General features: G+C 60.5%; 17 protein-coding genes. 6 read left to right on the top strand and 11 right to left on the bottom strand.

From position 1 onward, the window contains the following. Window positions 1–13: 13 nt before the first annotated feature. The 7 genes from tauD to HBO11_RS22520 form a co-directional block, all read right to left on the bottom strand. On the bottom strand, window positions 14–850 hold the full coding sequence (gene tauD / locus HBO11_RS22550; protein WP_169953901.1) for a taurine dioxygenase: 837 nt from the start codon (window positions 848–850) through the stop codon (window positions 14–16). A 12-nt stretch (window positions 851–862) separates the two neighbouring features. Beyond that, on the bottom strand, window positions 863–1690 hold the full coding sequence (gene tauC / locus HBO11_RS22545; protein ID WP_169953900.1) for a taurine ABC transporter permease TauC: 828 nt from the start codon (window positions 1688–1690) through the stop codon (window positions 863–865). After that, window positions 1687–2466, bottom strand: a complete 780-nt coding sequence (tauB, locus tag HBO11_RS22540; RefSeq protein WP_169953899.1) for a taurine ABC transporter ATP-binding subunit — start codon at window positions 2464–2466, stop codon at window positions 1687–1689. Before tauB ends, tauC begins: the two co-directional genes overlap by 4 nt. A gap of 16 nt (window positions 2467–2482) precedes the next feature. Then, window positions 2483–3460 carry a taurine ABC transporter substrate-binding protein gene (gene tauA / locus HBO11_RS22535; RefSeq protein ID WP_169953898.1) on the bottom strand — a complete coding sequence of 326 codons (978 nt, stop codon included), beginning with the start codon at window positions 3458–3460 and terminating at the stop codon, window positions 2483–2485. 203 nt (window positions 3461–3663) lie between these two features. Beyond that, the gene (gshA, locus tag HBO11_RS22530; RefSeq protein WP_169953897.1) at window positions 3664–5247 is read right to left on the bottom strand and encodes a glutamate--cysteine ligase; all 1584 of its coding nucleotides are present in this window, start codon (window positions 5245–5247) and stop codon (window positions 3664–3666) included. Between the two features lie 215 nt (window positions 5248–5462). Continuing rightward, window positions 5463–5846 (bottom strand): PaaI family thioesterase, encoded by a 384-nt coding sequence (locus HBO11_RS22525; protein WP_169953896.1) that lies wholly within the window; start codon window positions 5844–5846, stop codon window positions 5463–5465. Beyond that, the gene (locus tag HBO11_RS22520) at window positions 5846–8182 is read right to left on the bottom strand and encodes a Tex family protein (RefSeq protein WP_169953895.1); all 2337 of its coding nucleotides are present in this window, start codon (window positions 8180–8182) and stop codon (window positions 5846–5848) included. Before HBO11_RS22520 ends, HBO11_RS22525 begins: the two co-directional genes overlap by 1 nt. Before the next feature lie 335 nt (window positions 8183–8517). On the opposite strand from HBO11_RS22520, the gene ompR reads away from it, so the two are divergent. Beyond that, a complete protein-coding gene (ompR, locus tag HBO11_RS22515; protein WP_032856582.1) occupies window positions 8518–9258 on the top strand; it encodes a two-component system response regulator OmpR in 741 nt (246 codons plus the stop codon). A gap of 116 nt (window positions 9259–9374) precedes the next feature. Continuing rightward, on the top strand, window positions 9375–10688 hold the full coding sequence (locus tag HBO11_RS22510) for an ATP-binding protein (protein ID WP_169953894.1): 1314 nt from the start codon (window positions 9375–9377) through the stop codon (window positions 10686–10688). A 128-nt stretch (window positions 10689–10816) separates the two neighbouring features. Here HBO11_RS22510 and rimK read toward each other — a convergent pair whose 3' ends face one another. Next, the gene (gene rimK / locus HBO11_RS22505; RefSeq protein WP_038445187.1) at window positions 10817–11722 is read right to left on the bottom strand and encodes a 30S ribosomal protein S6--L-glutamate ligase; all 906 of its coding nucleotides are present in this window, start codon (window positions 11720–11722) and stop codon (window positions 10817–10819) included. Beyond that, the gene (locus HBO11_RS22500) at window positions 11719–12168 is read right to left on the bottom strand and encodes an ATP-dependent zinc protease (protein WP_169851488.1); all 450 of its coding nucleotides are present in this window, start codon (window positions 12166–12168) and stop codon (window positions 11719–11721) included. The genes rimK and HBO11_RS22500 overlap by 4 nt, the downstream gene beginning before the upstream one ends. 315 nt (window positions 12169–12483) lie before the next feature. On the opposite strand from HBO11_RS22500, the gene HBO11_RS22495 reads away from it, so the two are divergent. Further along, complete coding sequence (locus tag HBO11_RS22495) at window positions 12484–12891, top strand: S4 domain-containing protein (protein ID WP_169953893.1); 408 nt, start codon at window positions 12484–12486, stop codon at window positions 12889–12891. 101 nt (window positions 12892–12992) lie between these two features. Here the strand turns inward: HBO11_RS22495 and HBO11_RS22490 are convergent, their stop codons facing one another. Beyond that, window positions 12993–13793, bottom strand: coding sequence for a phosphatase PAP2 family protein (locus HBO11_RS22490; protein WP_169953892.1), 801 nt, complete (start codon window positions 13791–13793; stop codon window positions 12993–12995). A 126-nt stretch (window positions 13794–13919) separates the two neighbouring features. On the opposite strand from HBO11_RS22490, the gene hslO reads away from it, so the two are divergent. Both hslO and HBO11_RS22480 read left to right on the top strand, forming a co-directional pair. Continuing rightward, window positions 13920–14822 (top strand): Hsp33 family molecular chaperone HslO, encoded by a 903-nt coding sequence (gene hslO / locus HBO11_RS22485; protein WP_169953891.1) that lies wholly within the window; start codon window positions 13920–13922, stop codon window positions 14820–14822. 179 nt (window positions 14823–15001) lie between these two features. After that, the gene (locus HBO11_RS22480) at window positions 15002–16543 is read left to right on the top strand and encodes a phosphoenolpyruvate carboxykinase (RefSeq protein ID WP_057437065.1); all 1542 of its coding nucleotides are present in this window, start codon (window positions 15002–15004) and stop codon (window positions 16541–16543) included. Window positions 16544–16684: 141 nt separating this feature from the next. On the opposite strand, the gene HBO11_RS22475 is transcribed toward HBO11_RS22480, so the two are convergent. Then, window positions 16685–17041 (bottom strand): DUF1493 family protein, encoded by a 357-nt coding sequence (locus HBO11_RS22475; RefSeq protein WP_169954007.1) that lies wholly within the window; start codon window positions 17039–17041, stop codon window positions 16685–16687. A 478-nt stretch (window positions 17042–17519) separates the two neighbouring features. Here HBO11_RS22475 and HBO11_RS22470 point away from each other — a divergent pair, with 478 nt between their 5' ends. Further along, entirely contained in the window at window positions 17520–18695 is a 1176-nt protein-coding gene (locus HBO11_RS22470) for a tetratricopeptide repeat protein (protein ID WP_169953890.1), read from the top strand. The last annotated feature ends 84 nt before the right edge of the window (window positions 18696–18779 follow it).

Here is an 18779-nt window from a genome sequence, read left to right as displayed (position 1 = left end):
CCTACAGCGGGAGTCAGAAGGGGACGTCACCCAGAATCGTCGCCCGGTGCATCACTCGCCGCTGTGGGCGGTAGTCGTCCACGGCGTAGTGCTGGGTCACGCGGTTGTCCCAGAAGGCCACGTCGTTGGCTTGCCAGCGCCAGCGGATGGTGAATTCCGGCCGGGTGGCGTGGGCGAACAGCAGCTTGAGGATGACTTCGCTTTCGGCCGGCTCCAGTTCGTTGATCCGGGTGGTGAAGCCCTCACTGACAAACAGCGATTTGCGCCCACTGACCGGGTGGGTGCGGATCACCGGGTGGGACAGTGGCGGGTTCTTTCTGCGGGCCTCCTCCCAGCGGGCCAAGTCTTCGGCGGTGTTGCCGTAACGCTCCAGAGGGAACGAGCGGGTGAAGTCATGGGTTGCCGTCAGGCCGGTCAAAAAAGCCTTCATCGGTTCTGACAACGCATCAAAGGCCGCGATACCGCTGGCCCACAGTGTGTCACCGCCAAAGGCTGGCAGCAGCTTGGCGCTGAGTACTGCGCCCAGGGCCGGGGTGGGCAGGAAGGTTACGTCGGTGTGCCAGATGGCGTTGTCGCGCACGTCAGTGACGGCAGTGTCGAGCACCAGCACTTCTGGCTGCTCGGGCACGTTGGGGTAGATCGGGTGAATGTGCAGGTCACCGAAATTCGCCGCGAAGCGCGCTTGCTCCTGCGGGGTGATCGGCTGGTCGCGAAAGAACAGCACCGAATGCTGGAGCAACGCCTGCTCGATGGCGTCGCGCTGTTCGAGGTTCAGCGGCTGGCTGATATCGACGCCACTGATCTGGGCGCCCAGGGCGGTGCTTAAAGGGGTAACGGTCAGGCGGCTCATGTTGTTCTCTTCTTAGTGTGCCTGGCCATGCCACGGCACCAATTTACGCTGCAGGGCGCGCAGGCCCATTTCCATGGCAAAGGCGATCAGCGCGATCACCAGGATGCCCAGCACCACCACATCGGTCACCAGAAACTGCGCCGCCGACTGCACCATGAACCCCAGGCCGCTGGTAGCTGCGATCAACTCGGCGGCCACCAGGGTCGACCAACCCACACCCAGGCCGATGCGCACACCGGTGAGAATGTCGGGCAGGGCGCTGGGCAGAATCACATGGCGAATCAACTGCGCCCGGGTGGCGCCCAAAGACTGTGCTGCGCGCAATTTGGCCGGGTCGACCGTGCGTACGCCGGTGGCGGTGGCGATGGCAATCGGGGCGAAGATCGCCAGGTAGATCAGCAACACCTTGGACAGTTCGCCGATGCCGCACCAGATCACGATCAACGGCAGATAGGCCAGCGGCGGGATCGGCCGGTAGAACTCGATCAGTGGGTCGAGAATGCCGCGGGCGATGCGGTTGGCGCCGATGGCAATGCCGATCGGCACGGCAGTTAGCACCGCAAAGCCCAGGCCCAGGCCGATACGCCCAAGGCTGGCGCCCAGGTGCTGCCAGAGGGTGGAATCCATGTAGCCGCTGGTCGCCAGCAGCCAGCCTTTTTGCAGCACGGCAGACGGTGGTGGCAGGAACAGCGGCTCGATCAGCCCGCTGGCGGTCACGGCCCACCATAGCGCCAGCAGCGCAACCAGGGTCAGCAGGCTGATCCAGCGCGTGCTCAGGCTGCGGCGCAACGGCGGGGTGATTGGGTTGGCGGCGGTGGCCGGGATTTCATAGCTGCTCATGCGTACACCTGCCGTTGCGAGAACACTTTGCCCAGCACATGTTCGCGGGTTTCGATAAACCGTGGGTCGGACTTGATCGCGCGGGCCGGCTCGCCGGCCGCGTAACGCTGGCCGAAATCCAGGCTCAGGCGCTCGACGATTTGCCCGGGGTTGGGTGCCAGCAAAATCAGGTCAGTGGCGAGGAAGACCGCTTCTTCGATGTCGTGGGTGATCAGGAACACCGGCTTGGCCGTGCGCCGCCAGACTTGCAGCAGCAGCTCCTGCATCTGTTCGCGGGTGAATGCATCGAGGGCGCCGAAGGGTTCGTCCATCAGCAGCACCCGTGGGTCGGCCGCCAGGCCGCGGGCCAGGCCGACGCGTTGTTTCTGCCCGCCAGACAGCTGCCAGATGCGCCGGCTGTCAAAGCCGGCCAGGTCCACCAAGGCGAGCATTTCCCGGGCGCGGACTTGCCGCTGGGCCTTGGGCACGCCGGCCAGCTCCAGGCCGAAGCCGACATTGGCCAGCACATCCTGCCAGGGCAGCAAGGCATCGTCCTGGAACACCACGCCGCGTTCGGCACTCGGGCCTTGGACGGGCACGCCGTCTAGGGTGATGCGCCCGGCGCTGGGTTCGACGAAGCCGGCAATCAGGTTCAACAGCGAAGTCTTGCCACTGCCGGAAGGGCCGAGGGCCACCAGCAATTGCTGGGGGCCAAGGGTCAGGGAAATGTCCGCCAGCACGGGCGTGGTCGCGCCTGGGTACTGTGCGCTGATGCGCTCCAGCTGTAGCAAGGCCATCGCGGTGAACTCCTGATCAGTTAGGGATGAACTTGGCGCTGACGTAAGGGGCGTAGTCCGCCAGCACGGCCTCGACCTTGCCTTGTTCCTTGAGGAACGCGGCGGTGTCGGCCACGGCCTTGGTGGTCGGGGCGCCGAGCAGGGTTACTTGATCAGCGGCCAGCGGGTAGACGTTGCCTTGCAGCAGCAGCGGAATGTCGCTGGCCTTGGCGCCGGAGAGCTTCACCAGTTTGTCGACATTGCCCTTGTCGGCCAGCCAGGCTTGTGGGTCTTTACGGTATTGGGCGTAGGCATCGAGGGTGACTTTGGCGAAGGCGCTGACAATTTCCGGGTGCTTCTCGGCAAAGTCCTTACGCACGATCCAGGCATCGAAGGTCGGCGCGCCGAACTTGGCCAGTTCGCCGGAGGTGATCAGCACTTTGCCGTTTTCCTTGGCCACGCCCAGGGCCGGGTCCCAGACATAAGTGGCATCGATATCGCCACGCTTCCAGGCGGCAATGATGGCGGGCGGGGCGAGGTTGAGTACGGTGACTTTCGATGGGTCGATGTTCCAATGCTTGAGCGCGGCCAGCAGGCTGTAGTGGCCGGTTGAGACAAACGGTACGGCGATTTTCTTGCCGATCAGGTCCTGCGGGCTGTTGATCCCGGAACCGTTGCGCGCCACCAGGGCTTCGGCGCCGCCGATCTGAGTGGCGACGAGGAAGGTCTGCACCGGCACTTTGCGGGTGATGGCCGCGGTCAGCGGGCTGGAACCGAGGTAGCCGATCTGCACATCGCCGGAAGCGATGGCGGCAATGATATCGGCGCCATTGTCGAATTTGCGCCAGTCGATAGTGGCGTTCGTGGCTTTTTCATAAGCACCGTCGGCCTGGGCGACTTTGGCCGGGTCAACGGTGGTCTGATAGGCGATGGTCACGTCGGCCGCCTGGGCAAGCAGGCTGGCGCCGGCCAGGGATACAGCCGCCAGGAGGCGCAAAGGGGAAGGCAGTTTCATGGTGTAGCTCCTCATCAGGCGGCCTAGGGTCGGCGTGGGAGGAGACTAAATGATCTAAGAATCCGAAAATAAATAACATTTTCGAATTAGCTTATGTAGGAGCGAGCTTGCTCGCGAAAAACCTTAACGATGACGCGTTCGGCTTGGATAAACGCGGCGTGCTTGAGTTTTTCGCGAGCAAGCTCGCTCCTACAAAGGGCGTGTCAGTTACTGATCGCCAGGATGCTGGCCTGGTAAGACCCGACAAACACATCGAAATCGCCCACTTCGTTCTGCTCAAGCTCGGCCTGTTGTGCCAGGGAACTGCGGGCCAGCTCTTCAAAGCGTGCTTGTTCGTCCGCCGGCAACGGCTCGCTGCGGAAGTACTCGGCATGCACTTCGCTCTGACGCAGGGAGAACTGCGCGAAGCTTTCCTTGCGCTCCTGCATGGTCGCCAACACCTGGGCCGACGGGGTCAGGGAGGAGTCCTTGATCTTCGCCAACTGGGCATCCAGTGCCTGGCTGTGTTCGTTGATGCCCTGGCTCTGGTCGAGCAGCGCAGCCAGCGGTGCGATTTTTTCCAGTAGCTCGGCGGCCCATTCCTTCATTTCCACCGATTCGCCGCGACGCTGCAATTGCAGGCCCGGGCGCCGGCCTTCCTTGACCACGCTGAGGAAGTTCGACGTGGCATTGGCGCACTCGTTGTTTTCGAACAGCGGGCTGTCGTTCAGCGCGCAATACAGCAGGAACGCGTCGAGGAAGCGCGACTCCGGCAAGTCGATGCCCATCGGCAGGAACGGGTTGATGTCCAGGCAGCGCACTTCGATGTACTGGATGCCACGGGCCATCAGCGCCTGGATCGGCCGCTCGCCGGTGTAGGTCACGCGTTTGGGGCGGATGTTGGAGTAGTACTCGTTTTCGATCTGCAGGATGTTGGTGTTGAGCTGGACCCACTCACCATCCTTATGGGTGCCGACTTCGACGTAGGGCGCGTAGGGCGTTGCCACCGCTTCGCGCAGGCTGTCGGTGTAGCTGGCCAGATCGTTGTAGCAAGGGGTCAGGCCCGCCTGGGCGTTGCTCTGGTAACCCAGGTCGCTCATGCGCAGGCTGGTGGCATATGGCAGGTACAGGGTGTCGGCATCGAACTGTTCAAGCTGATGGGAACGTCCGCGCAGGAAACCCGCATCCAGGGCCGGCGAGGCACCGAACAGGTACATCAGCAGCCAGCTGTAGCGGCGGAAGTTACGGATCAGGGCGATGTAGGCCGTGGACTGGTAGTCACGGTCGGTGCCCACGAAACCCTCGGTTTCCTTGAGCAGCGGCCACAGCTCTTCCGGCAGGGAAAAGTTGTAGTGGATCCCGGCGATGCACTGCATGGTCTTGCCGTAGCGCAGGGCCAGGCCCTTGCGATACACGTACTTGAGCTGTCCGATGTTGGAGGTGCCGTAGTAGGCAATCGGAATATCTTCCTCGGCCGGCAACGGGCACGGCATCGATGGACTCCACAGGTACTCGTTGCCGAGCTTGCTGTAGGCAAAACGATGAATCTTGTCGAGGCTGCGCAGGGTATCTGCCGGGTTGGGCAGCGCCGGCGTGATGAACTCCAGCAGCGACTCGGAATAGTCGGTGGTGATCGATTCATGGGTCAATGCCGCGCCCAGGGCCTCTGGATGCGGCGTTTGAGCCAGGCGGCCTTCGCCGGTGACACGCAGGCATTCACGCTCGATGCCGTGCAGGCAATGCTCAAGCAAAGAGAAGTGTTCGCGCTTGCCGAGCAGAGCCAGGCGGCGGTTGAGAAGTTCGCTCAAGTTGGATTCCTTCACGCGTCAGTCGCCCCAATATGGGGGTGGGCAAGACGGTCTACAAGGGTGAAGTTAAAACTGGCGTTATCGCCTGGTTTTCGAGCCGGAATAACCTGCTCTGAAAGTGCCGACTTCATTCCCTGAATTAGGCTATAGCGCAGGAAGAAAATTCCGACGCTGTTTTTGCAGCGCCGAAATTAACCCAAATTGATGACTGGGAGCTATAGGACAGCGAAGGTGCCTTGTGCTTTTGCGACGAGTCTTTCGTCCTGATACACCTCGGCCTCGACCACCAGCGTGCGCCGGCCGGGGTGGATGACCCGGGCGGTACACAGCACGTCACCGTCGGACACGGCACGGATGTAATTGATTTTGCACTCGATGGTCGCACTCTGCTGGTCGAAACCATGGGCGCTGGAACAGGCCAGCCCCATGGCAATGTCCACCAGGCTGAAAATCGCTCCGCCATGGAGCTTGCCCGCGCGGTTGCGCAGTTGCGGCTCAAGGCTCAGGGCAACCTCGGCAACGCCCTGGTCCAGGCGTTGCAGGCGGCAGCCGAGCAGTTCGCTGAAAGCGCTGTGGGTCAGGCCGGCTGGCAGCTCCATCAGCGTTTTTTCAGTTGCTTGGCGTTGGCGAACAACGAAGCCATGGCATTGTTGGCCGGGGCTGCGGTGGCGGTTTCCTTGCGCGGTGCAGTGTTTTCAGAGCGGTTTTGCGACTGGCGCGGCGCTGAACCTGGGCGTGCGCCACGGGCGCCGTCGATTTTCTCGCCGGGGGTATCGCTCATACGCATCGACAGACCCACGCGTTTGCGCGGGATATCGACTTCCATGACCTTGACCTTGACCACATCCCCGGCTTTCACCGCCTCACGCGGATCCTTGATGAACTTCTCCGAAAGCGCAGAAATATGCACCAAACCGTCCTGATGCACGCCGATGTCAACAAACGCACCGAAGTTGGTCACGTTGGTCACCACGCCTTCGAGGATCATCCCCAACTGCAGGTCCTTGAGGTCTTCGACGCCTTCCTGAAACTCGGCGGTCTTGAACTCGGGACGCGGGTCGCGACCGGGTTTTTCCAGCTCTTGCAGGATGTCGGTGATGGTCGGCACGCCGAAGGTTTCGTCGGTGTACTTCTTTGGATCCAGGCGCTTGAGGAACCCGGCGTCACCGATCAGCGAACGGATATCGCGGTCGGTTTCAGCGGCAATGCGTTGCACCAGCGGGTAGGCTTCCGGGTGGACCGCCGAGGCGTCCAGCGGGTTGTCACCGTTCATCACGCGCAGGAAGCCGGCGGCCTGTTCGAAGGTTTTTTCGCCAAGGCGTGCAACTTTTTTCAGTGCCGCTCGGGTCTTGAACGCGCCGTTTTCATCACGATGGGTGACGATATTCTGCGCCAGGGTGGAGTTGAGGCCGGAAATCCGCGCGAGCAAGGCGACCGAGGCGGTGTTCACGTCGACGCCGACCTTGTTCACACAGTCTTCCACTACTGCATCCAGGCCGCGCGCCAGTTTCAGCTGCGACACATCGTGCTGGTACTGGCCGACGCCGATGGATTTAGGGTCGATCTTCACCAGTTCGGCCAGTGGATCCTGCAGGCGGCGCGCGATGGACACTGCGCCACGGATCGACACATCGAGGTCCGGGAATTCCTTGGAGGCCAACTCCGACGCCGAGTACACCGAAGCGCCCGCTTCGGAGACCATGACCTTGGTCATTTTCATGCCTGGGTATTTTTTGATCAGCTCCAGGGCCAGCTTGTCGGTTTCTCGGCTGGCGGTGCCGTTGCCGATGGCGATCAGGTCTACCGCGTGCTTGGCGCACAGGGCGGCCAGGATGGCGATGGTCTGGTCCCACTTGTTGTGGGGTACATGCGGGTACACGGTGGCGTGGTCCAGCAGCTTGCCGGTGGCGTCGACCACGGCGACCTTGCAACCGGTGCGCAGGCCCGGGTCCAGGCCCAGGGTCGCGCGCGGGCCGGCCGGCGCGGCGAGTAGCAGGTCGTGCAGGTTGTGGGCGAATACGTTGATCGCCTCGGTCTCGGCGCCGTCGCGCAGTTCGCCCAGCAGGTCGGTTTCCAGGTGGGTGTAGAGCTTGACCTTCCAGGTCCAGCGCACGACTTCACCGAGCCATTTGTCCGCAGGACGATTCTGATTCTGGATGCCGAATTGTTGGCCGATCATGCCTTCGCACGGGTGCATGGTGCCCGGCAGTTCGTCGCCGACCTTCAGCGCGGAGCTGAGAATGCCCTCGTTGCGCCCGCGGAAAATGGCGAGGGCGCGGTGGGACGGCATGCTCTTGAGCGGTTCGTCGTGCTCGAAGTAATCGCGGAACTTGGCGCCTTCTTCCTCTTTGCCGGCGATCACGCGGGCGCTGAGGGTGGCTTCCTGTTTCAGGTAGTTACGCAGTTTTTCCAGCAGGTTGGCGTCTTCGGCGAAGCGCTCCATGAGGATGTACTTGGCGCCTTCGAGGGCCGCCTTGACGTCGGCCACGCCTTTTTCGCCATCGACAAAGCGCGCAGCTTCGGTTTCCGGGGCCAGGGACGGGTCGTTGAACAGGCCGTCTGCCAGTTCGCCGAGGCCGGCTTCCAGGGCGATCTGGCCCTTGGTGCGGCGCTTCTGCTTGTACGGCAGGTACAGGTCTTCGAGGCGGGTCTTGGTGTCGGCGAGCTTGATGTCGCGTTCGAGTTGCGGGGTCAGCTTGCCCTGCTCCTGGATGCTGGCGAGGATGCTGACACGCCGTTCGTCGAGTTCTCGCAGGTAGCGCAGGCGTTCTTCCAGATGTCGCAGCTGGATATCATCGAGGCTGCCGGTCACTTCTTTACGGTAACGGGCGATGAAGGGCACCGTGGAGCCTTCATCCAGTAGAGCGACGGCCGCTTCGACCTGTTGTGGGCGTACACCGAGTTCCTCGGCGATGCGGCTGTTGATGCTGTCCATAAAACCACCTGAAATTCTTGAAAGCAGTGTGCAGGCCCGCAAAACAAGGCCCTGCGCGGCTGGTTGAGCGGCCCGACTGGCGCCGCTGCCTGGGTCAAGAGGCAGCCTATTGACCCTCGAAATCGAAAAAGTCACGACTAGCAGATGAAAAAAACACCAGGCCGGCCTTGGTATTGCCCGGCACTGAGGCGCGGCATTATAACCAGCGATCCGTCCTTGGGGGGATTGCGCCAGGAGCAGGCGTACTGGTGGTTGGAGAAAAATCTGCTAACAATGCGTACCGTGCGTATAACGGCAGCTAAGCCATAATGCGCGCCAGATAAGAGGAGCATCCAATGAGCAGCACTGCACAAACTGCTGAAGGCGAAAAAATTCTCATCGTTGATGACGATCCGGGGCTGAGCAGCCTGCTGGAGCGGTTCTTCACCTCCAAGGGCTACCGTGCCCGCGCGGTGCCGAACACCGAGCAGATGGACCGCCTGCTGGGGCGCGAGGTCTTCAACCTGGTCGTACTCGACCTGATGTTGCCCGGTGAAGACGGCCTGACCGCCTGCAAGCGCCTGCGCAGCACCAACAACCAGATTCCGATCATCATGCTGACCGCCAAGGGCGATGAACTGAGCCGGATCAAGGGCCTGGAACTGGGCGCCGACGATTACCTGGCCAAGCCGTTCAACCCCGACGAGCTGATGGCGCGGGTCAAGGCTGTATTGCGTCGCCAGGCGGCTCCGGTTCCGGGCGCTCCAGGCAGCGAAGACGAAAGCGTGACCTTTGGTGACTACGAGCTGTCGCTGGCCACCCGTGAGCTCAAGCGTGGCGAAGAAGTCCACATGCTCACCACGGGCGAATTCGCGGTACTCAAGGCGCTGGTGATGAACGCTCGCCAACCGCTGACCCGTGACAAGCTGATGAACCTGGCCCGTGGTCGTGAATGGGACGCCCTGGAGCGTTCCATCGATGTGCAGATTTCCCGTCTGCGCCGGATGATCGAGCCGGACCCGTCCAAGCCGCGTTATATCCAGACAGTGTGGGGCGTGGGTTACGTGTTTGTGCCGGATGGCACGGCAACCAAGTAACCGATGATTTGCACATGCGGGTATTCCGGAGTTCGATCCCAGCGGGTCGGCCGGATGCCCGGCGTCTGCAATTCTGCGAGCGTGGCTCGCTCTTGCCAGGTGTCTAGCTGTCTTCTATGAAAACCCCGCTGTGGTTCCCGCAAAGTTTCTTCTCCCGCACCCTTTGGCTGGTGCTGATCGTCGTGCTGTTTTCCAAGGCGCTGACCCTCGTTTACCTGCTGATGAACGAAGACGTGTTGGTAGACCGCCAGTACAGTCACGGTGTTGCGTTGACGTTGCGTGCCTACTGGGCTGCCGACCCGGAGAATCGTGAAAAAATCGCCAAGGCGGCAACCTTGACTCGCGTGGTGGGTGCGGGCGTGCCGGAGGGCGAACAGCATTGGCCCTACAGCGAGATCTACCAGCGCCAGATGCAGGCCGAATTGGGTGAAGATACTGAGGTGCGGCTGCGCATGCATGTTTCGCCAGCCTTGTGGGTGCGAGCCCCGAGCCTGGGGGATGGATGGCTGAAAGTGCCGTTGTATCCCCACCCGCTGCGGGGTCAGAAGATCTGGAACGTGCTCGGTTGGTTCCTGGCCATTGGCTTGCTTTCCACTGCGTCGGCCTGGATCTTCGTGCGTCAGCTCAACCAGCCACTCAAGCGCCTGGTATTTGCGGCCAGGCAATTGGGGCAGGGTCGCAGCGTGCGCCTGCCGATCAGCGACACTCCCAGCGAAATGACCGAGGTCTACAGCGCGTTCAACCAGATGGCCGAGGATGTCGAACAGGCCGGTCGTGAGCGTGAGCTGATGCTGGCCGGGGTTTCACACGACCTGCGCACGCCGCTGACACGTTTGCGCCTGTCCCTGGAGTTGATGGGCAACCATACCGACCTGACCGATGACATGGTCCGTGATATCGAAGACATGGATGCGATTCTCGACCAGTTCCTCGCGTTTATCCGCGATGGTCGTGACGAGGTGGTGGAAGAGGTGGACCTGACCGACCTGGTCCGCGAGGTCGTGGCGCCCTACAACCAGAATGGCGAGCAGGTGCACATGCGCCTGGAGCCGATCCAGCCCTTTGCGTTGCGCCGGGTCTCGATGAAGCGCCTGCTGAACAACCTGATCGGCAACGCCTTGCATCACGCGGGCACCGAGGTGGAAGTCGCCGCCTATGTGTCGGGTGACACCAATGCGCCTTATGTGGTGCTGAGTGTCATGGACCGTGGCGCCGGGATCGATCCGGCGGAGCTGGAGGGCATTTTCAACCCCTTTACCCGCGGTGATCGTGCCCGTGGTGGCAAAGGCACCGGCCTGGGCCTGGCGATTGTGCGGCGGATTGCTTCGATGCATGGTGGCAATGTCGAACTGCGTAACCGTGCCGATGGCGGGTTGGAAGCGCGAGTGCGCTTGCCATTGGGGCTGATGCTGCCAAGAGATGCGGTCTAAGCCACGACGAAAATCAAATGTGGGAGCTGGTTTGCCTGCGAAAAAACTAACAGTGATGTTGAATGTTAGTCAGTCATCGCAGGCAAGCCGGCTCCCACACTGGTTTGTGTTGCCTTAAAGGGAGTATTTCAGCCCTTGCCTTTGGTACGGGTCATGTTCGGCCCGCTGTTCTTCTCCAGATGCTGAATGATGATCCCCGCCACATCCTTGTTGGTGGTGGTTTCAATCCCTTCCAGGCCCGGTGAAGAGTTCACTTCCATCACCAGTGGCCCGTGGTTCGAGCGCAGGATATCCACGCCCGCCACACTCAAGCCCATGACCTTGGCTGCACGCAGGGCGGTCATGCGTTCTTCCGGAGTAATCTTGATCAGGCTGGCGCTGCCGCCTCGGTGCAGGTTGGAGCGAAATTCTCCCGGCTTGGCCTGGCGTTTCATCGCCGCAATCACCTTGTCCCCCACCACGAAGCAGCGGATATCGGCACCGCCGGCCTCCTTGATGTACTCCTGGACCATGATGTTCTGCTTCAGGCCCATGAACGCCTCGATCACCGACTCTGCCGCCGTGGCGGTTTCACACAGCACCACGCCAATGCCCTGGGTGCCTTCCAGTACCTTGATCACCAATGGGGCACCGTTGACCATCTCGATCAGGTCGGGAATGTCATCGGGGGAATGGGCAAAGCCAGTCACTGGCAAGCCGATGCCCCGGCGCGACAGCAATTGCAGGGAGCGCAGCTTGTCCCGGGAACGGGCAATGGCCACCGATTCGTTGAGTGGAAACACCCCCATCATTTCAAACTGGCGCAGTACCGCGCAGCCGTAGAAGGTCACCGAGGCACCGATACGCGGGATCACCGCGTCGAAGCCTTCCAGTGGTTTGCCCCGGTAGTGGATCTGCGGCTTATGACTGGCAATGTTCATATAGGCGCGCAACGTATCGATCACCACCATCTCATGGCCCCGTTCGGTGCCGGCCTCGACCAGACGACGGGTGGAATACAGACGCGGGTTACGCGACAGCACAGCGATCTTCATGCAACACCTGTGGCAGCAATAGTAGAGACCGGGAACACCGGCTTGTCTTGAACGTACTTGAGCCCCGGGTTGACCACCAACTGGCCGTCGATCAGGGCTTTGGAACCTAGCAACAGGCGGTAACGCATGGTCTTGCGGCAAGCCAGGGTGAACTCCACCCGCCATACCCGATCACCCAGGGCCAGGGTGGTGCTGATGACGTAGCGCACCTGCGCCTGGCCGTTGGAGCTTTTAATGGTTTTCATCGCCACCAGCGGCGCTTCACAGCGCCGGTGACGCAGTTGCACCACGCTGCCCAGATGGGCGGTGAAACGCACCCACTTTTCACCGTCACGCTCAAAAGGCTCGATCTCGGTGGCATGCAGGCTGGAGGTACTGGCCCCGGTGTCGATCTTCGCGCGCAGGCCCGCCACTCCCAGATCGGGCAGTGCCACCCATTCACGCAGACCGACAACGGTCAAATGGTCAAATGTCTTCAATATGAACAACCGGCAATCAGAAATGTTTCGACGTCACACGACACTAGCGTCCAACTGCTCACAGATTGTGACAACCCAGGAACGTTGACGAGCGCTTGGCGCCGAATTCGCGGTATTCACGCAGAATATTCACCAAATGGCGACAGATATCTTCACGCCACAAAAAACCACGGCTGAGGGGAAACTGCCTGACACCTGGCGTATCTTAGGTGAGCCTTGGCGTTTGTGCGTCGAAGGGCTTCGACTGTTAAGTTGCGACATTTTTCAGAGCGAGGAATTCAAGTGGCTCAAAAGCAGGAAGAGGACGAAAAAGTTCGTTTGGACAAGTGGCTGTGGGCCGCACGTTTCTACAAGACCCGGGCCTTGGCCAAGGCCGCCATCGAGAGCGGCAAGGTGCATTGCCGTGGCGAACGCTGCAAGCCAGGCAAGGAGCCGCGTGTGGGTGATGAGTTGCAGATCCGCGTCGGGTTTGATGAAAAAACGGTGTTGGTCGAGGCGCTTTCCGTCGTTCGCCGTGGCGCACCCGAAGCCCAGGCACTGTACACCGAGACACCTGCCAGTATTGCCAAGCGCGAGAATGCGGCAGCCATGCGCAAGGCCGGAGCGTTGGGCATGAGCACCGACGGCAAGCCAAGCAAGAAACAGCGCCGCGACCTGTTCAAGTTTCGCGGCAGCGGCAATGACGACTGAATATCGGTTATCTGCTGTAGGAACTGGCTTGCCAGCAATGGCGGTTGCAACAGTTGCAGTGCCGTCGAGGGCCTCTTCGCCGGCAAGCCGGCTCCTACAGGTCAGGCGTTGCGGATCACGCTCAAGCGATTGATCACAGGTACTCGTTGCAACAACCCGAATAACGGTGCGGTCACGCGCAGCAGCCAACCCGACACCTTCGCCGCAAACGGCGTGTAATAACCCCAGCCCAGTGCCAACAACGCCAGCAGCACACCGCCGATATAGTCGTCCTGCCCCCAGTGCGCACCCGCCACCAGGCGCGGCATCATGAACAGCAGCGCCAGGGCCCAGATCAGCACAACCTGGCCAACGCGCTTGGCAAACACGCTCATGAACATCCCCCAGATCAGCAGCACCGAAGCATGATCACCGGGGAAGCTCTGGCTGGAGCGATCCTTCAATTCCCAGGTTTTTTCCAGGTCAGGGAAGTAATCGCTCATGTGGACCGCCCCGCTGATCACCATTGACGGGCTGTTATGCTGCCAGCCCATCTGCGCCGCGAGCTTGGAAAACAGCATGCGGATAAACAGCAGCAACAGCAGAATCGCGAGGAAGCCGAAAAACGCCTGGCGCACTTCAATCGCCTTGAATACCCATTCGCCGCGAATCAGCAGCATCAGCAGAATCACCCCGACCACCGCATCAAAGGGGCGCAGGCTGGCGATCGCCCATACATGCAGCCAGGCCGGGTTGCTGGCCAGCGGGTCGTTGAGCAGATGAAACAGCCATTCGTCGAATATCACGCAAAGCATCTGGCCCGCGGGCCATAGCCAAAAACACAGCAGCCCCAGAGCGAGTAAATTGCACAGGGCCAATCGCCCGAGGTTCCACTTGGCTTGGAACAAACCCGGATTGTTCATAAACTGTTTCCTCTTCGCTCTAAACTCTCTTCACCTATCAGAAGAAAATCGCACCAAATTGGTGCTAAAGCGCATAATTTTAGAAACATTGTCATCACTTTGTCATCAATTCAGATACCCAGACCTATGACTGATCTACCGGATACCGACTTCACCCAACGTTTCCTCTTTGACGACAACGACGCGCGTGGCGAACTGGTTGCCCTGGAGCGCAGCTATGCCGAAGTCCTTGCCAAGCACCCCTATCCGGAGCCGGTCGCGCAGTTGCTCGGCGAACTGATGGCCGCCGCGTCGCTGCTGGTGGGCACCATGAAGTTCGATGGCTTGCTGATTCTCCAGGCCCGTTCCGAAGGCCCGGTGCCCATGCTGATGATCGAGTGCTCCAGCAACCGCGAAATCCGTGGCCTGGCCCGGTATGACGCAGACCGGATCCCGGCGGACGCGACCCTGGCCGACCTGATGCCCGACGGCGTGCTGGCGTTGACCATCGACCCGACCGTTGGCCAGCGTTACCAGGGCATTGTCGACCTGGACGGTGAAACCCTGTCCGACTGCTTCACCAACTATTTCGTCATGTCCCAGCAAGTGGGCACCCGCTTCTGGCTCAACGCGGACGGCAAGCGTGCCCGTGGCCTGCTGTTGCAACAGCTGCCGGCGGACCGTATCAAGGATGAGGATGAGCGCGAAGAGAGCTGGCGCGGTCTGACCGCCCTGGCCGGTACCCTGACCGCTGAAGAGCTGCTGGGCCTGGACAACGAAACCATCCTGCACCGCCTTTACCACGAAGAAGAAGTGCGCCTGTTCGATGCGCAATCGTTGCGTTTCCACTGCAGCTGTTCCCGCGAGCGTTCGGGCAATGCCCTGGTGAGCCTGGGCCTGGAAGATGCGCAAAACCTGGCGGTGGAGCACGGCGGCAGAATCGAGATCGATTGCCAGTTCTGCAACCAGCGCTACCTGTTCGACGCTGCCGATATCGGCCAATTGTTCGCTGGCGCTGGCGTTGACACCCCTTCGGGCACCCACCACTAAAACGTTTAAGCACAGGTAAATCACCTGACAAACGCCGGATTAGAGGTGTTCTGACGGGAGGGCCCTACTCTTTTTGGGCTTTTCTGGCATAATCCGGCCCACTTTTTTCGCGGTAGTAGTGCGCAACTTTCTACTACAAAACGTTTGGAGCACTCGGCCATAGGCCGACGGGGAACCTCATGACGCAAGCCAATAACGCCGTATACACCGATCTGAGTGTTGACGATCTGGTCAAAGAAGCCCTGCAGCGCGGTGAAGGCGTGCTTGCCGATACTGGCGCGCTGGTCGTAGAAACCGGTCACCGTACCGGTCGTTCGCCGGTCGATCGTTTCATCGTTGAAGAGCCGTCCACCCAGGCTGCCATTGCCTGGGGCCCGATCAACCGCAAGTTCCCGGCCGACAAGTTCGATGCCCTGTGGGCTCGCGTCGAGGCTTTCAACAACGCGCAAGAGCATTTCGTTTCCCACGTGCATGTAGGTTCTGCCGAAGAGCATTACCTGGCCGTGAAAATGACCACCCAGACTGCCTGGCAGAACCTGTTCGGTCGTTGCCTGTTCATCAACCCGGCCCAGTACAACCCGGCCGGGCGTGAAGAGTGGCAAGTGCTCAACGTTGCCAACTTTGAATGCGTCCCTGAGCGTGACGGCACCAACTCCGATGGTTGCGTGATCCTCAACTTCGCCCAGAAAAAAGTCCTGATTGCTGGCATGCGTTACGCCGGCGAGATGAAAAAAGCCATGTTCTCGGTGCAGAACTTCCTGCTGCCGGCCGCTGACGTGCTGCCAATGCACTGCGCTGCCAACATCGGCGAAGAAGGCGATGTGACCTTGTTCTTCGGTCTGTCGGGCACTGGCAAGACCACCCTGTCCGCCGACGAAAGCCGTTACCTGATCGGTGACGACGAACACGGCTGGGGCGAGGGCGTGGTGTTCAATATCGAAGGCGGTTGCTATGCCAAGTGCATCGACCTGTCCGAGAAAAACGAGCCGGTCATCTGGAAAGCCATCAAGCACGGCGCCGTCCTGGAAAACGTGGTGATCGACGATGCCAAGCACGCCGATTACACCAATGTCAGCCTGACCCAGAACAGCCGTGCGGCCTACCCGCTGGAGCACGTTGCCAAGCGTTCCGAGAAGAACCTGGGCGGCGAGCCAAACGCAGTGATCTTCCTGACCTGCGACCTGACTGGCGTGCTGCCACCGGTGTCGATCCTCAACGAAGAACAGGCGGCCTACCACTTCCTGTCCGGCTACACCGCACTGGTGGGCTCGACTGAAATGGGTTCGGGCAGCGGCATCAAGTCGACCTTCTCCACCTGCTTCGGCGCGCCGTTCTTCCCGCGCCCGGCTGGCGAATACGCAGAGCTGCTGATCAAGCGCATCCGTGGCTTCGGCTCCAAGGTCTACCTGGTCAACACCGGCTGGACCGGCGGCGGCTACGGTGTTGGCAAACGCTTCAACATCCCGACCACCCGTGCGGTGATCGCAGCGATCCAGAGCGGCGCGTTGATCGGTGCGCAAACCGAGCACCTGGACACCATCAACCTCGACGTGCCACTGGCCGTACCGGGCGTTGAGACCGGCCTGTTGAACCCACGTAACACCTGGGCTGACAAGGCTGCCTACGACGAAGCAGCCAAGGCCCTGGCCGGCCTGTTCGTCGAGAACTTCAAGAAGTTTGAAGTCAGCGACGCGATCAAGGCAGCGGGTCCGAAGTTGTAAGATTCGGTAGCTGTTAAAAAGCCGCCCCTAGTGGGCGGCTTTTTTGTGCGCGAAACAGTTTTGTAGGAACCCGGCTTGCGGGCGAAGAGCCTGAGAACAAAGCGGTGCACCAGGCATCCCACATTAGTTCCCCAGAGCTCTTCAGCTCAGGTTTTCCAGCGTCTGCGTATCCCAGCTATGGGTCTTGATAGCCAGGTAGAGCATGCCGATGGTGAGCGGCGTCTTCTCGCCACGGCCCTTGGCGCGGTGTTTCAGGAATACATCGAACACCGGCGGATTGAAGTAACGATAAGCATCATAGTCACCCAGGTCGAGATCAAATGCCTGCTCCAGAGTCTCCATAAACTGCCTGGCTTCTGCGCCGTCGCAACCGAGGTCAAAGTTGAGCGAGGTTTTAAGGCGGATGGTCTTGTGCTTGGGCAGGCCGATTTCTTCGTGCAGTAATTGCAGGAGCTGCTGCATGACAGGGTCTTGGGGGAAGTTGGGGGCCAGGTTCATGGTGGGGGCACGCGGGAGTGGGTCAGAGGGATGGTCGCCTTGCTGGCGCAGTTTGTTTCGGCTGATGAAGAGCGCTAAGCCTATCAAGATCAGGGCAAAGAAGATCGCCGACTGTAAGAAGAGCGTCGGACTAGGACTCATGTGTGTACACATGCATTGAGAGGCTTGATGGCTGAGCATCGCTCACGGACTTTTACCGAGCAGATGGCGAAGGCGCTAGTTTCGGTCAGGGTTGGCTGATTCTGTAGAGGGTCAAGTGTAGGTTGGAGGAAGTTTGGGAAGCGTATGGGCCCCGGCTTGGCGATTTCCTACGGAGGCTTCCGAAGTTTGCGATTTGGCTGCGGGGCACCCTGGCGCAGGTGGGATAAAAACCACGTCACATTCTGTATAAAATCCCGGCAAAACCCCTGAATTCAGCGTATGTTTCACCGCAAAATCTTGTAGGGCGATTCCGCCCACTACTTAAAGGGAGTTAAGCATGGGTTTGCTTCGTGTCGCCTCGGCGATGTCATTGTGTGCGGTGGCGTTTTCGGTCCAGGCCGAGCAGTTGCCGATCGAGGTGCTCAGTGCGGTGGTCAAGGACCAGAAAATCGCCGACGCCGAAGTCTTGCTGCAACGCAACGGCGCACAGAATGTGGTGGGGCGCACCAATGCCCAGGGCCAAGTCACCCTCACCAGCGAAGTTGCCGATGGTGCCGACAACCTGCTGATCATCAAGAAGCCCGGCTACTCCAACCTGGTGGTCAAGTGCCCGTGCAAAGGCATGACCTATGCCATCAGCCCGGTGATGGAAAACCTCGACGGCCTGCGTGTGGTACTGACCTGGGGGCAATCGCCTTCGGACCTCGACTCCCACATGATCTTCCCCGGCAACAACATCTACTTCAACAGCAAGACCGGCACCGATGCCGAGCTGGATGTGGATGACACCGACAGCTACGGCCCGGAAACCATCACCCTGCAGAAAAAACACTACGGCGAAAGCTACGTGTACGCCGTGCATGACTTCTCCAACCGCACCGATACCGGTTCCACGGCGCTGTCCGAAAGCCAGGCCAAGGTGTTTGTGTACATGGGCCAGTCCCTGGTCCGCACTTACTACGTGCCGACCAATCGCACCGGTAACTTGTGGACCGTGTTCCGCATGACCGGCAGCGGTGACTTCCAGGACATCAATACCTTCACCGGCGTGCTGGTCGAGGCCAAGGATGTGCTCAACGAAGTCAAACCCCTGCTCAACGACAGCGTTGCCGTGGATGCCGTGGTGGTCAGTTCAGCGGTACAGGGTGATGCGAAAAAGCTGAACCTCAAAGGCGAAGCGGCCTACCAGGCCGGTAACCTGGACCAGGCGATCGACTACTTCCGCCAGGCAATCGAGCTGGATAATTCCTTCGGTAAAGCCTACGGCAATCTCGGCCTGGCCTATCAGAAAGCCGGAAACACCGCCGAGTCGATCTGGGCCAACCGCAAGGCGATTGCCCTGGCCAGCGGCCCGACAGCCGCCACCGTGCGTGCCGGGTCCTACTACAACATCGCGCGGATCTACGAAGCGGCCGGGCAGTTTGCCGATGCGTTGCGTCACTACCAATTGGCCAAGGAACAGAAGGCCAACCCGGTGTATGACAAAGCCATTGAGCGTGTGCAAAACCGCTGATCGAGCGGTAGCAACGGTCTGAAAATGTGGGAGCGGGCTTGTCCGCGATAGCGGTGTAACAGTCAACAGAGGTATCGACTGGGG

Origin of the sequence: Pseudomonas sp. WS 5010 (assembly GCF_012985565.1) — a bacterium.
GTDB lineage: Bacteria > Pseudomonadota > Gammaproteobacteria > Pseudomonadales > Pseudomonadaceae > Aquipseudomonas.
This window is presented reverse-complemented; position numbering and strand designations above follow the sequence as displayed.

Coding starts and splice junctions, on each gene's coding strand:
- HBO11_RS22480 (WP_057437065.1), top strand. CDS start 15,002: ATGACGCAAGCCAATAACGCCGTATACACCGATCTGAGTGTTGACGAT.
- tauD (WP_169953901.1), bottom strand. CDS start 850: ATGAGCCGCCTGACCGTTACCCCTTTAAGCACCGCCCTGGGCGCCCAG.
- tauA (WP_169953898.1), bottom strand. CDS start 3,460: ATGAAACTGCCTTCCCCTTTGCGCCTCCTGGCGGCTGTATCCCTGGCC.
- tauC (WP_169953900.1), bottom strand. CDS start 1,690: ATGAGCAGCTATGAAATCCCGGCCACCGCCGCCAACCCAATCACCCCG.
- HBO11_RS22510 (WP_169953894.1), top strand. CDS start 9,375: ATGAAAACCCCGCTGTGGTTCCCGCAAAGTTTCTTCTCCCGCACCCTT.
- hslO (WP_169953891.1), top strand. CDS start 13,920: ATGACTGATCTACCGGATACCGACTTCACCCAACGTTTCCTCTTTGAC.
- rimK (WP_038445187.1), bottom strand. CDS start 11,722: ATGAAGATCGCTGTGCTGTCGCGTAACCCGCGTCTGTATTCCACCCGT.
- HBO11_RS22520 (WP_169953895.1), bottom strand. CDS start 8,182: ATGGACAGCATCAACAGCCGCATCGCCGAGGAACTCGGTGTACGCCCA.
- HBO11_RS22525 (WP_169953896.1), bottom strand. CDS start 5,846: ATGGAGCTGCCAGCCGGCCTGACCCACAGCGCTTTCAGCGAACTGCTC.
- HBO11_RS22475 (WP_169954007.1), bottom strand. CDS start 17,041: ATGAACCTGGCCCCCAACTTCCCCCAAGACCCTGTCATGCAGCAGCTC.
- HBO11_RS22490 (WP_169953892.1), bottom strand. CDS start 13,793: ATGAACAATCCGGGTTTGTTCCAAGCCAAGTGGAACCTCGGGCGATTG.
- HBO11_RS22470 (WP_169953890.1), top strand. CDS start 17,520: ATGGGTTTGCTTCGTGTCGCCTCGGCGATGTCATTGTGTGCGGTGGCG.
- tauB (WP_169953899.1), bottom strand. CDS start 2,466: ATGGCCTTGCTACAGCTGGAGCGCATCAGCGCACAGTACCCAGGCGCG.
- ompR (WP_032856582.1), top strand. CDS start 8,518: ATGAGCAGCACTGCACAAACTGCTGAAGGCGAAAAAATTCTCATCGTT.